This is a genomic window from Alkalibacterium sp. AK22, from assembly GCF_000585255.1.
Lineage (GTDB): Bacteria > Bacillota > Bacilli > Lactobacillales > Carnobacteriaceae_A > Alkalibacterium.
This window is the reverse complement of the sequence record NZ_JANL01000039.1, coordinates 49,364-61,148: the sequence shown is the minus strand read 5'-3', so window position 1 is coordinate 61,148 and position 11,785 is coordinate 49,364. Positions and strand designations below refer to the sequence as shown.

The 11,785-nt window shown below is 46.3% G+C and carries 6 protein-coding genes, 24 tRNA genes and 1 rRNA gene; all 31 read right to left on the bottom strand.

Features of this window, described 5'->3' with window-relative positions; translation table 11 throughout:
- Nucleotides 1-1,319 precede the first annotated feature (1,319 nt).
- Nucleotides 1,320-1,403 (bottom strand) — tRNA-Leu (locus ADIAL_RS09175).
- 20 nt (nt 1,404-1,423) lie between these two features.
- Nucleotides 1,424-1,494, bottom strand: a tRNA-Cys gene (locus ADIAL_RS09170).
- 24 nt (nt 1,495-1,518) lie between these two features.
- A tRNA-Gln gene (locus ADIAL_RS09165) sits at nt 1,519-1,590 on the bottom strand.
- A gap of 6 nt (nt 1,591-1,596) precedes the next feature.
- A tRNA-His gene (locus ADIAL_RS09160) sits at nt 1,597-1,669 on the bottom strand.
- A 66-nt stretch (nt 1,670-1,735) separates the two neighbouring features.
- Nucleotides 1,736-1,806: transfer RNA gene (locus tag ADIAL_RS09155), tRNA-Trp, on the bottom strand.
- A gap of 5 nt (nt 1,807-1,811) precedes the next feature.
- Nucleotides 1,812-1,892, bottom strand: a tRNA-Tyr gene (locus ADIAL_RS09150).
- Between the two features lie 10 nt (nt 1,893-1,902).
- Nucleotides 1,903-1,975 (bottom strand) — tRNA-Phe (locus ADIAL_RS09145).
- Nucleotides 1,976-1,980: 5 nt separating this feature from the next.
- Nucleotides 1,981-2,053: transfer RNA gene (locus ADIAL_RS09140), tRNA-Asp, on the bottom strand.
- 90 nt (nt 2,054-2,143) lie between these two features.
- A tRNA-Met gene (locus ADIAL_RS09135) sits at nt 2,144-2,216 on the bottom strand.
- A 173-nt stretch (nt 2,217-2,389) separates the two neighbouring features.
- Nucleotides 2,390-2,479, bottom strand: a tRNA-Ser gene (locus ADIAL_RS09130).
- Between the two features lie 23 nt (nt 2,480-2,502).
- Nucleotides 2,503-2,574 (bottom strand) — tRNA-Glu (locus ADIAL_RS09125).
- Between the two features lie 11 nt (nt 2,575-2,585).
- Nucleotides 2,586-2,659: transfer RNA gene (locus ADIAL_RS09120), tRNA-Ile, on the bottom strand.
- 33 nt (nt 2,660-2,692) lie between these two features.
- Nucleotides 2,693-2,763, bottom strand: a tRNA-Gly gene (locus ADIAL_RS09115).
- A gap of 5 nt (nt 2,764-2,768) precedes the next feature.
- A tRNA-Asp gene (locus ADIAL_RS09110) sits at nt 2,769-2,841 on the bottom strand.
- 91 nt (nt 2,842-2,932) lie between these two features.
- Nucleotides 2,933-3,005 (bottom strand) — tRNA-Met (locus ADIAL_RS09105).
- Nucleotides 3,006-3,071: 66 nt separating this feature from the next.
- Nucleotides 3,072-3,145, bottom strand: a tRNA-Ile gene (locus ADIAL_RS09100).
- Between the two features lie 25 nt (nt 3,146-3,170).
- Nucleotides 3,171-3,244, bottom strand: a tRNA-Met gene (locus ADIAL_RS09095).
- A 14-nt stretch (nt 3,245-3,258) separates the two neighbouring features.
- Nucleotides 3,259-3,332, bottom strand: a tRNA-Pro gene (locus ADIAL_RS09090).
- Nucleotides 3,333-3,349: 17 nt separating this feature from the next.
- Nucleotides 3,350-3,423, bottom strand: a tRNA-Arg gene (locus ADIAL_RS09085).
- A gap of 64 nt (nt 3,424-3,487) precedes the next feature.
- A tRNA-Gly gene (locus ADIAL_RS09080) sits at nt 3,488-3,559 on the bottom strand.
- A 28-nt stretch (nt 3,560-3,587) separates the two neighbouring features.
- Nucleotides 3,588-3,660, bottom strand: a tRNA-Thr gene (locus tag ADIAL_RS09075).
- A gap of 22 nt (nt 3,661-3,682) precedes the next feature.
- Nucleotides 3,683-3,764: transfer RNA gene (locus tag ADIAL_RS09070), tRNA-Leu, on the bottom strand.
- Nucleotides 3,765-3,795: 31 nt separating this feature from the next.
- Nucleotides 3,796-3,868: transfer RNA gene (locus ADIAL_RS09065), tRNA-Lys, on the bottom strand.
- Nucleotides 3,869-3,877: 9 nt separating this feature from the next.
- Nucleotides 3,878-3,950 (bottom strand) — tRNA-Val (locus ADIAL_RS09060).
- A gap of 10 nt (nt 3,951-3,960) precedes the next feature.
- Nucleotides 3,961-4,076 (bottom strand): 5S ribosomal RNA (gene rrf / locus ADIAL_RS09055).
- Nucleotides 4,077-4,194: 118 nt separating this feature from the next.
- Nucleotides 4,195-4,728 (bottom strand): peptide-methionine (S)-S-oxide reductase MsrA, encoded by a 534-nt coding sequence (msrA, locus tag ADIAL_RS09050; RefSeq protein ID WP_034302819.1) that lies wholly within the window; start codon nt 4,726-4,728, stop codon nt 4,195-4,197.
- A gap of 135 nt (nt 4,729-4,863) precedes the next feature.
- A complete protein-coding gene (gene serS / locus ADIAL_RS09045; protein ID WP_034302816.1) occupies nt 4,864-6,138 on the bottom strand; it encodes a serine--tRNA ligase in 1,275 nt (424 codons plus the stop codon).
- Nucleotides 6,139-6,475: 337 nt separating this feature from the next.
- Nucleotides 6,476-7,795: a serine hydrolase gene (locus tag ADIAL_RS09040; protein ID WP_034302814.1), complete on the bottom strand. Its 1,320-nt coding sequence runs from the start codon at nt 7,793-7,795 to the stop codon at nt 6,476-6,478.
- A gap of 217 nt (nt 7,796-8,012) precedes the next feature.
- A complete protein-coding gene (locus tag ADIAL_RS09035; protein ID WP_051503841.1) occupies nt 8,013-9,128 on the bottom strand; it encodes a sensor histidine kinase in 1,116 nt (371 codons plus the stop codon).
- 46 nt (nt 9,129-9,174) lie between these two features.
- Nucleotides 9,175-9,858 carry a response regulator transcription factor gene (locus tag ADIAL_RS09030; protein WP_034302835.1) on the bottom strand — a complete coding sequence of 228 codons (684 nt, stop codon included), beginning with the start codon at nt 9,856-9,858 and terminating at the stop codon, nt 9,175-9,177.
- A 130-nt stretch (nt 9,859-9,988) separates the two neighbouring features.
- Nucleotides 9,989-11,644, bottom strand: a complete 1,656-nt coding sequence (locus tag ADIAL_RS09025; RefSeq protein WP_034302813.1) for a M20/M25/M40 family metallo-hydrolase — start codon at nt 11,642-11,644, stop codon at nt 9,989-9,991.
- Nucleotides 11,645-11,785: the final 141 nt, after the last annotated feature.

Below are 11,785 nucleotides of genomic sequence, written 5' to 3'. Positions count from 1 at the left end.
TCAAAGATCTAGCACTTTCGTTTGGCGTCGCTGTGTTAGCAGCAACTTTTATATCATACCATCGTCTCGATTGCTTGTCAACAACTTTTTGAAATATTTTTTTATTTCGTTTGGCTGTAAACATTTTAGCTGTTCTCGATGACAACTACTTTAGTATATCTTAATTTCATTTAGTTGTCAACAACTTTTTGAAATTCTTTTTTCGCTGCTGTTTCACACACACACTTTTTAATATGTTTTGCAGCAACGAGATTAATAATATCATCTACTCGACAGTGGGTCAATACTTTTTAAACAATTAGTTTATTTTATTTTTAAAACATTGTTTTAAAGGGCTTTGCATCATTTGTTTCACCTACAAAGTCTCCGTTACTTTCTCGCAGCCCTTAGTAAAGCTGCTTCCAACATTAGTCAAATCGCCTGACTGTTCGCTATGTCTTTTCTTAAAGCATCATTTGTTATGGAATCCAGGTACTTATCACACGGGCTGCCTTGTCATTTTCGGAAAGTCATGCCTCTCTCTTCTATAGTAACAATTGTTCTTGCATAACCTGGCTTTCCAAACGTCCATTTAAAAGTAAAGGGTTCTCTTTACAGAAGTTATTATCATAGAAAAAGTAACATCAGTCGTGTACCTCCCACACCATGACTGGTTATCCCTCGAACTAAGAAAGCAGATTCAAACAGCCCCTCCTTGTACTTGCCTTTTTAGATTGTTCAACTTGCTTCAAAAAATACTCATGACTGCTAACCTATAATCATCATGAGCATTGTTTTCCGTATGAGGCAAACGCCTCGGCTGGCTCTAGTCATTGGCCCCAGCCCAATTGCAGACGGTAACTCGTCATGAAAACACTTATTCTGACAGCTTATCGCTGATTGCACAACATAGTATAAAAAGTGCGGTAGGTGTAATTTTGTTGACTTCTGCAAGAGCTGAGCCTCTAATAGAAAAAACCTTGTTGCCCCAAGGAAATCTGCAAGCGTTATAGTCTATTCAGGTGACACTGCTGAGGCAGCCTAGTGAAGGATCAGGAAAAACAATAGGCTGTCTGATCATTTCAAGACAGCAGATGTCCATTTATCTGAAAACAAGGTCAGGTTGGCAAGCCCAAACACTTTACTGACCCTCACTCTATTCAGTACAGCCCCTGTCATTTAACATGTAGTCACTTGAATCACCTTTAAAGACACTAATTGTTTCCTATATGCACATAATGTGTCGGCATATCCACTTTAGAGCTCCCCTCATTTTTTGTCATAAAGATTGTTGCACAAAAAAGTGCACTCTAGGTTACTAGAGTACACTTTTCACATAATACCGGCGGCCGGAGTCGAACCGGCACGCCCTAACGGGCACTGGATTTTGAGTCCAGCGTGTCTACCAATTCCACCACGCCGGCATATAGTCTATATGATGATAAGGCGGTAACCGGATTTGAACCGGTGATAAAGGTTTTGCAGACCTCTGCCTTACCCCTTGGCTATACCGCCATCTTATAGCTATTAAATAAAAAACTGGGCTACTAGGATTCGAACCTAGGAATGGCGAGACCAAAACCCGCTGCCTTACCACTTGGCTATAGCCCAATTAAGGGCGACTGATGGGGTTCGAACCCACGAATGCCGAGACCACAACCCGGTGCGTTAACCACTTCGCCACAATCGCCATGTTTATATAAATTATAACGTATTACCTTAAAAAAGTCATGCCTATTTCAGTTTTAGAGGTAAACAGGGGTAGCAGGAGTCGAACCCACATCGATGGTTTTGGAGACCATAGTTTTACCATTAAACTATACCCCTAAAAGTGGAGGGAGTAGGATTCGAACCTACGAACCCGAAGGAGCGGATTTACAGTCCGCCGCGTTTAGCCACTTCGCTATCCCTCCATAATAGGCATGGCGCTGGACAGAGTCGAACTGCCGACACACGGAGCTTCAATCCGTTGCTCTACCAACTGAGCTACAGCGCCTTAAACGGTCCCGACGGGAATCGAACCCGCGATCTCCTGCGTGACAGGCAGGCGTGATAACCGCTACACTACGGGACCTCACATTTAAATCCATTATATAAAATCACTGTAGGTCAATGCCTAAGTGTCCCCTGTCTGTATCAACTAAAACTTCAACAGTCAGAGTGATTGCGGGGGCAGGACTCGAACCTGCGACCTCCGGGTTATGAGCCCGACGAGCTGCCAACTGCTCTACCCCGCGATAATATTAAGTAACAATCATCAAACTTGAAACATGGCAGCCTTAAAGCTGCGCATATCAGGCTTGTAAACTTCTTTAAGAAGCAACTACAAACCTTTAATTCGGAAACACGACGGTCCAAAGACCGCGTGTACTGAGCTTGCAAACTTCTAAAGAAGCAACAAGCGCAGCAAAGGAGGATGTGGGATTCGAACCCACGCGCGCTTTTACACGCCTGACGGTTTTCAAGACCGTTCCCTTAAGCCAGACTTGGGTAATCCTCCAAATATAACTTATTCAGTTAGCATGACCCCTACGGGATTCGAACCCGTGTTACCGCCGTGAAAGGGCGGTGTCTTAACCGCTTGACCAAGGGGCCAGGTAGTACAATGGGCCTAAGTGGACTCGAACCACCGACCTCACGCTTATCAGGCGTGCGCTCTAACCAGCTGAGCTATAGGCCCTGTTTCATTTTAAGTTGTACCTTATCGATACAAAGCGGGTGAGGAGAATCGAACTCCCGACATCAGCTTGGAAGGCTGGGGTTTTACCACTAAACTACACCCGCTAAAACGGTCCCGACGGGAATCGAACCCGCGATCTCCTGCGTGACAGGCAGGCGTGATAACCGCTACACTACGGGACCTCACATTTAAATCCATTATATAAAATCACTGTAGGCCAATGCCTAAGCGTCCTCCTGTCTGTATCAGCTAAAACTTCAACAGTCGGAGTGATTGCGGGGGCAGGACTCGAACCTGCGACCTCCGGGTTATGAGCCCGACGAGCTGCCAACTGCTCTACCCCGCGATAATATTAACTGACAACCATCGAATCCGAAGCCTGTCATTACCAGCGCTTCAACAGCCGTCGCAATGGACCTTGCAGGACTCGAACCTGCGACCGAACGGTTATGAGCCGTTTGCTCTAACCAACTGAGCTAAAGGTCCTTTAGTCCGTGCACATTGCTATGTATAGCGGCGGAGGGGATCGAACCCCCGACCTCACGGGTATGAACCGTACGCTCTAGCCAGCTGAGCTACACCGCCATTTTTGTTGCAAATCGGGAAGACAGGATTCGAACCTGCGACCCCTTGGTCCCAAACCAAGTGCTCTACCAAGCTGAGCTACTTCCCGTAATACTGCTCAACACATGCACCCTAGAGGACTCGAACCTCTAACCGCCTGATTCGTAGTCAGGTACTCTATCCAATTGAGCTAAGGGTGCGTAAACGGTTATGTCTGTAACAGATAATTCCTGATATGCGATACTTTACTTACTAGTGTAAGTAAGCGGAAGACGGGATTCGAACCCGCGACCCCCACCTTGGCAAGGTGATGTTCTACCACTGAACTACTTCCGCAAACGAACAGGATAGACCTGTTCAGTAATGCCGGCTAAAGGATTTGAACCCTCGACCCACTGATTACAAATCAGTTGCTCTACCAACTGAGCTAAGCCGGCGTTTATCTATTAAATGGTGCAATGCGGATGGAGGGACTTGAACCCCCACGCCGTGAAGCGCTAGATCCTAAATCTAGTGCGTCTGCCAATTCCGCCACATCCGCTTGTGTGACTATATAAGATTTCTCTTATATATGAGCCGTACAGGATTCGAACCTGTGACCCACTGATTAAAAGTCAGTTGCTCTACCAACTGAGCTAACGGCTCATGGATCTATGGAGGTTAACGGGCTCGAACCGCTGACCCTCTGCTTGTAAGGCAGATGCTCTCCCAACTGAGCTAAACCTCCATATGTAACTGCATAGCGGCGTCCTGCTTTCACAAAGAGAAACCCTTCACTATCCTCGGCGCTGAGAAGCTTAACGGCTGTGTTCGGAATGGGAACAGGTGGATCCTTCTCGCTATCGCTACTATACAGTTTATTGCGTCGTGTTACCGCAGCAACTCTTATATCATACAAAGATATCAGACTAAAGTCAACGACTTTTTTCAAAAAACATAAAAAATAATCTCAACTTACCAGATTCAGGCTGCTAATCTTCCTGCCAGTGGCTAGATATAAAGCTTGCCCGACCCGAACCGATACTATATCTTTTGTAATGCGCCGACTCTTTTTTGTAAAAGTCCTGGTGATAATCTTCAGCCGGATAAAACGGCTTTGCTTCTTCAATCGCGGTCACGACAGGATCAGTAAAGCGCCCGCTATCCTGAAGTGCTTTCTTGGATGCTTCTGCTTCTGCCTTCTCTTCTTGTGTTTTATAAAAAATGACCGGCCGGTATGAGTCCCCCCTGTCTGCAAACTGTCCGCCTGCATCTGTCGGATCTGTTTGCTTCCAGTAAATTTCAACCAGCTCACGGTAAGTGATTTTTTCCGAGTCATAAGTGATTTCTACTGCTTCCGTGTGTCCTGTCTTTCCCGACGTCACTTGCCTGTATGTCGGATTCTCGACATGCCCACCCGTATAGCCTGATACAACGGAGTGGATCCCCGGCTTTGTATCGAAAGGCTGAACCATGCACCAGAAACATCCACCTGCAAAGACTGCTTTTTCAAGTTGTGCCATCATTTTTCCTCCTCAATCTCTATTCCTTGTGCGAAGTCAATTTCTGTATTGATTGTATCATACTCCTTTTATCAGCAAAGAAAAAAGGCTTATCCCTGCAACAGCGGACAAACCTTTCAATCTATTGATGCCTTTCGGTTATCTTATTTCTTTCGCGCCGCCCATGTAAGGCACCAGGACATCCGGTATTTTGATACTGCCGTCAGCCTGCTGATAATTTTCCAGTATAGCCGCAACCGTACGGCCGACCGCCAGACCTGAGCCATTCAGTGTATGCACGTGCTCAATCTTGCCATCCGCTTCTTTACGGTACCGTATCTTGGCACGTCTCGCCTGGAAAGCTTCTGTATTTGAACACGAACTGATTTCTCTGTATGTCTCCTGCGTTGGAATCCATACTTCCAAATCATATGTCTTAGCTGCAGCAAACCCGGTATCCCCTGTAGACAGCAGGACCACTCTGTAGGCAAGTCCCAGTTTTTGCAGAATCGCTTCTGCATTGGCCGTCATTTTTTCTAATTCATCATAAGACTCTTCCGGCTTGGCAAACTTGACCATCTCTACTTTATTAAACTGGTGCAAGCGGATCAGTCCACGAGTATCTCGTCCGGCACTCCCTGCTTCTGACCGGAAAGATGGAGACAGCGCAGTAAAGTAAACCGGCAGATCCTCTTCTTCAAGAATTTCATTCTGATAATAGTTTGTCAGCGGGACTTCAGCTGTCGGAATCAGTGTCAGAGCTTGCCCTTCAACCTGGAAAACGTCCTCCTTGAATTTGGGAAACTGGCCTGTTCCGTAAAGGGCTTCATCGTTTGCGAGGTAAGGAGGAATCACTTCTTCGTAACCATGTTCACTGACGTGCAGATCGATCATAAAGTTATACAATGCACGTTCCAGGCGAGCACCCAGTCCTTTGTAATAGAGGAAGCGGCTGCGGGCCACTTTGGCTCCTCTTTCAAAATCAAGTATCTTCAAGTCTGCCCCCAGGTCCCAATGAGGCTTCGGTTCAAAATCAAATGCTGGAAGTTCGCCCCATTTACGCACTTCAACATTTGATTCTTCATCTTCGCCGACCGGCAAGGATGGATGAGGCAGGTTCGGCAACACAGACGCAATCGCCTGTGTTTTTTCCTCGATTGTTTCAAGCTCGGCATCAATTGACTTGATGTCTGCACCAACTTGCTTCATCGCTGCAATGGCTTCGTCTGCATTTTCTTTGTTGCGCTTCTTTTTTGCAATCTGGTCGGACACTTGATTTCTCTCTTGTTTGAGTTGTTCAGACTTCTGCATCAGTTCTCGGCGTCTTTTGTCTAGGTCTTTCAGATTATCTAGCTCGGTCGGATCTACTCCTCTAGTCTGCAGACGCTCTTTTACTTTGTCAAAGTCATTGCGTATCAGCTTGATGTCAATCATGGCGCTCTCCTTCTTTCCTTTTGAGGTTGTATTGGACACAAAAAAACAGCCTTTTCCCTTGCAAGGGACGAAAGACTGTTTTTCGCGGTACCACCCAGTTTCAAAAAGAACGGATTCTTTTCACACTCGAACAGGGTAACGGTCTGCACCGAAATAATTTCAGCTGATGCCTGATTATTTACTTGAAAAACGACGGATTCAACACACAGACGCGCCAGTTTGCACCACCCACTGACTCTCTTAGCCGCCTTGCCTGTTTACTGCTTCGTTTAAACGTTCGCTATTTTACTTGTGTATATAGTGTACTCAAACATGGTGAAAAGGTCAAATTATTTCTTTAAAAGCGGTCACGGATCCCGCCAAAGATATCACTCATCCAGTTGGTAAAGACTGTGAAAAATCCTGCCCGTTCAACTGACTCTGCCGCTGCGACATTGATGGCCCCAAATTGTTCTCCTGAAAGGAAATCGACGTCTTCTGCGTTTTCGACCACGAGCTCTCCCAGGCTTTCTCCTACAGAAATGGGTGCTTCGATTTCTCCATCCTGGTTCAGTTTCTCTTCATTAGGAACAAACGTATAGGCATAGTGATCCAGATCGGCTCCCTCCGGAAGGTAAAATTCCAGTGACTCAGTTGTAACGAGAGATACGCTTTCTTCCAGACCATTGCGGACAGGCAGGTTGTGTTCCTGATCCAGTGTATGCTCTTCTCCTACAATCGTTTCACGTGTAAAGCCGTCGAATCCATGATCCAGCAACCTGGACGTTTCGTCGAAACGCTGACCCCTGTTGGTAAAGCCGTCTCCAGCTCCCATAACGACAGAAATCAGACGCCGGCCGTCCTGCTCCGCTGTGCCCGTGAAAGTCGCTCCAGCAAAGCTAGTCGTTCCCGTTTTCAGCCCATCCACATCAGATCGGGCATGACTGAGTCCTTCGAGCATCCAGTTCCAGTTCATCATGTTGATCGCATCAGGTGTGCCTTCCCTAAAAGTCATAGTCGGAACACTTGACGTTTCTAGAACTTCCGGAAAATCGGCAATCAACTCTCTGGACACAATGGCAATATCTCTGGCTGCCATAATATTCTCAGCATCTTCTGCACTTCCAGGGTAGTGGTTACCCAGTAGGAAAGAATTGTTCAGACCCGTTGTGTTGTAAAGCTGGTAGTCCGTGATTCCCCACGACTCGACCAGCTCACGCATGCGGTCAACAAAGGCATGTTCGGACCCTTCGATTTCTTCTGCCAAGGCAATCGTTGCGCCGTTGGCAGAGTATATGGCTAACGACTCATACAGCTCCTGTACCGTGTATGTATCTCCCAGTCGAAGCGGTACGTTGGACAAGGCATAGTTCTGGCTGATGTTGTGGGCATATTCACTGATTGTAATTTCGCTGTCCCAGTCCAGTTTACCGGCTTCTATTTCTTCAAACAAAATATACTCGACCAGCATCTTAGTCATCGAGGCAATTCCTCTTGGCTCATCTGCGCTTTGGTCGTGCAGAATTTGGCCTGTGTCAAAATCGACAAGCACAGCAGACTCCGCTTCAACCGACAACTCTTCCGCTCCGGCGGTCAGGGGGGCTGCGTTTAGAACAGACAGGGAAAGGGCAGCAGCAAAAGAACTCGTTATCAAAGTTTTCCAGTTAATTGTCTTCATAATAGTTACTCCTAATTCTTTCATATAATGTATTTAGTGTGCGTATGTTACGCGAATTGCCGTACGATGGCAGCTTAAGCCAACATGTATCATGGTACTCTTTCACTATAGAAAACACAACCACCTGAAAGAATCGTTCATAATTTAGTCATCCAATTGAAATAATCTCTGCCCAGACACCTTCGGTTTCCGGCAGAGATTATTTCTCTGGATCTATTCATGTCAATGGCAGCACGACTCTAAAAACAGTCCAGTTATCCTCCACTTGAGCCGATATTTCTCCACCGTGCAGCTCCACGATGCCTTGAGCAATGGCCAGTCCTAAGCCGGTTCCTGCCGTGTCTTGAGACCTTGAGGCTTCTGCTCTGTAGAAACGCTCGAACAAATGGCTTATAGCTTCTTTTGGCAGTGTTTCTCCATTGTTTCTTACCGATACCACCACTTGGTCAGCCGTTTTTTCCACCTCAATCAAAATCAATGTCCCACCCTTACCGTATTTAAGCGCATTGGAGAGCAGGTTGTGGAAAACACGGACAATTTTCTCTGTATCACCCTTGAGCATAACAGCCGAATCGGGAGTAGAAGTCCTGATTTCCCTTCCCTTGCTTGTGGCTTCCAGCTCGAAGTCGATGGCCATTTGCTCAATCAACTGTACCATGTCAAAAGTTATATAATTTAAAGGTGTCGTCGTCTGCCTTACTGTAGTGTATTCAAATAAATCATCAACGAGAAGTTTCATTTGTCTCGCTTTTTTATATGCTGTATGCACATAGTCTGCGGCTTCATTATTTGAAGAAAAACGGCGCTCTTCAATCAGTCCCAGATAACCAATGATTGAAGTCAGTGGCGTTCTGATATCATGGCTGACATTGGTAATCAGCTCATCCTTACTCTGTTCGATACGCCGCTCTTCTTCCATTGCTTCCACTGTTGAGTCAACAAGAATGTGTATACTGTCGACGACTTTGCCGATATCTCCGCTATATTTCCCTCTGATCCGGTGGGTATAGTGACCTTGGGCAATGTAATGCAGCTCTCTGATGATATGCTGCAGTTCATACTGGTGATAGCGTCTTTTCAGTCGCCAATAAATGGCGACCCCCGCCACCAGAATAAGAAAAATAAAGACCAGAGGAGTCAGACCCCACAATTCCTGACTGCGGATGTCCTCGAACACATTGCCAAAAATCCAGAATTCACCAAACACCTCAGGAAAAGAGGTGACCAGCCAGCGAAAAATTTCAAAAACAGCAAAATAGCAAAGGAAAATAATGCCCGCAGTTACCACCGCTTCAAAAGCCAGCCGGAGTCTTTCTTTAAAAGTCAGCTGCACATGATTCTCTCCCTTCCTCCAGTAAGCCGCACTTTTTGTCTGCTCCTTAGTTCTCGATTTTATAGCCGACACCCCAGACTGTTTTCACCACATTTTCTCCTCCGGTGGCCTTTTCGATTTTGTCCCTGAGGTGGCTTACGTGGACCATTACCGTTTTGGCGGGCACCAGACTCTCCTGCCTCCATACTTTTTCAAAAATTTCATCCGCACTGAATACCCGGTTGGGATGAGTAGCCAGTAAGTGTAAAATCCCGAATTCCAGAGCAGTCAGCTGAATGTCCACACCCTCGAGCGTTTCAACCTGATGCTGCTCTTTGCGGATGATTAGTGGACCGATTGTCAGCTCGTTTGCATCGACTGTCCCACTTTTATAGCCGCTCCGGCGCATAAGCGACTTCACTCGAGCCAGTACTTCGAGGGGGTTGAAGGGTTTGACGACGTAATCATCCGCTCCTCGGGTAAGTCCTCTAATCTTATCAACATCAGCCGTTTTAGCACTCAGCATCAGTATGGGGAGAGAGGAATCTTTCCTAATTTCATTAACCACTTCCAGCCCACTCTTTTTCGGCATCATGACATCCAGTATTAGGCAGTCGACATCCAGATGCTTCACCTTATTCAGGACCTCCTGACCGTCATAAGCTTTTTCGACCTCAAAGCCTTCATTCTTAATATAAATTTCCAGCAGATCACAAATTTCCTTGTCATCATCAGCCACTAAAATTCGCATGGATTTCACCCTCTCGCTTTCTGTGTCTTCATTTTATCATTTTATTCCCCAGGGAAGAGAAAACTTTTGTTAAAGTTTTAGAGACAATAAAAAGCCGGACCAAGGCCCGGCTTTTTACTGTCTGTCTCTCTTACTTTTTCAGCAGTCCCGCAATAGTTTTGTCTACGAGTTCAGGTGCCACTTCGAAGCTGTACGTTTTTTCCAGCCGCTCTGTAAACTGATGTGAATCTTTGCCGAACGGTCCGATGTCAACCACCGGTAAGCTCAGATCCTGCATATCATCCAGCGGGATGTTGTACTTGGTACCAAAACCGGGCATATTCTCTTTTAGGGCACCAATCGCCTTGCCGTTTCTCGGTGCAGAAGTATAACTCAAATCCGAAATGTAAGGGAAAAACTTCTTGTAGACCAGTTTATAAGCCGAATCGGTCGTATCCACGGCTTGTGCCACTGCCTCTAGCAGTTTCTTCTCCCTGTCTGTTTCATCTTTAACGTAGATATGCGGATAGTAAGGAGGAGTGAAATACACGACAACCACCGGTTCCTGGTTGGTCCGCATGCTTTGAAGCAGCGCTACTTCCTTGAGTGCATAATCGCGTTCATCAATCGTATCATCATAGAGCCATTTACGCTTGGCCCGCTCAATTTTAGCTTCCACTTCCGTGCCGCGCTCACGAATGACCTGGGCTTTCAGTTCACCATAACTCAGCACCTTTGCCTTGTACGGATAGGGCTCGAAGGCCCTTCCAGTCAAGGTACAGTACTTCTTGTACTGGTCGTTCAAATCCGTAACGACGGCATCAAACGCCTCACGACCCACCGCTTTCATTTTGTCCATAACCATATCAGGTGTCTGGCTATGCGTTGCATAGTTATAAAAAGCATGCGCCGCTTTGGCAGTCTGAACGGAGTATTCTGTTTTTAGATCCTGCTGCTTCAAGCTCATCGGCGGCAGAGTGCTTTCTCCTTCGACCGTATCGCAGAATTCTGTATTTAAATTGATCCTGCGGGTGAGTTCTGAAACGATCTGATTGGGATCCAGTCCCTTGAAAGCTTCCCCGACATGTGTCTCCTTGCCTACAACGTAAAAGGACGGCATCAGCTTTCCTACGGTCCCCACGTAGACATATTTGTTTTCGTCCCCCTGATATTCAGCTGTCATATAGTCTGTATTAATCACCGCTGTCAGATTCAAGTTATGCTCTTCTCTCAACCGGACCATCTCAGGCACACAGGAGCGCATCCCTGCAGAATTAGCCTCCTCGTCACAGACCGCTGCAAAAAGGATGTTCCCTGAAAAATCATCCAGTTTTTGTTCATACTCTTCCATTAAAGCCATAATAATAGCATCTCCGGCTTTCATGTCAAAGATCCCTCGGCCAAAGAGGTAGTTGCCAGACTCAAGGTCAGCTCTTGCCTCAGCTGGCAAGGCATCCTTGCGTTCCTTCAGTTTTTCAGTCAGTTCATAGGGCAAGTGGGCATAATTTTTTAAATCGCCATAATCAGATATCCCCACAGTGTCTGTATGCCCGATCAGCACGACCGTATTGTTGTTATCCGGATCCTTTTTTCCTCTAAGCAGTGCCATAACACTTTTTCTTCCCCAAGAGTCATTGGGTACCGGTACAAAAAAAAGATCTTCCGGATGGTCTTTAAAATAATCCATCTGACTGAAGAAGTGGTGGACTTTCTCAGTAATCAGCTGTTCTTCATTCGTCTCGGTTACACTTCTCTGCCGGGTCAGTTCAATAGTTAGCTCTTCGATACGGGATGCTCTATCTGTCATGTTTCAAATCCTCCAATAAATCATTTACTATTGATACAGTATAAGCGCGGCCGCTCATTAAATCAACGCTTCTGGTTTGATCAGCCATTCTCTTCCACACAAAAAAAGCGCCCAACCTAGGGTAAGGTTGAGCACTTATAT

Bases quoted from the DNA above. Each gene is read 5' to 3' on its own strand.
- msrA (WP_034302819.1), bottom strand. From the start codon at position 4,728: ATGATGGCACAACTTGAAAAAGCAGTCTTTGCAGGTGGATGTTTCTGG.
- serS (WP_034302816.1), bottom strand. From the start codon at position 6,138: ATGATTGACATCAAGCTGATACGCAATGACTTTGACAAAGTAAAAGAG.
- ADIAL_RS09040 (WP_034302814.1), bottom strand. From the start codon at position 7,795: ATGAAGACAATTAACTGGAAAACTTTGATAACGAGTTCTTTTGCTGCT.
- ADIAL_RS09030 (WP_034302835.1), bottom strand. From the start codon at position 9,858: ATGCGAATTTTAGTGGCTGATGATGACAAGGAAATTTGTGATCTGCTG.
- ADIAL_RS09025 (WP_034302813.1), bottom strand. From the start codon at position 11,644: ATGACAGATAGAGCATCCCGTATCGAAGAGCTAACTATTGAACTGACC.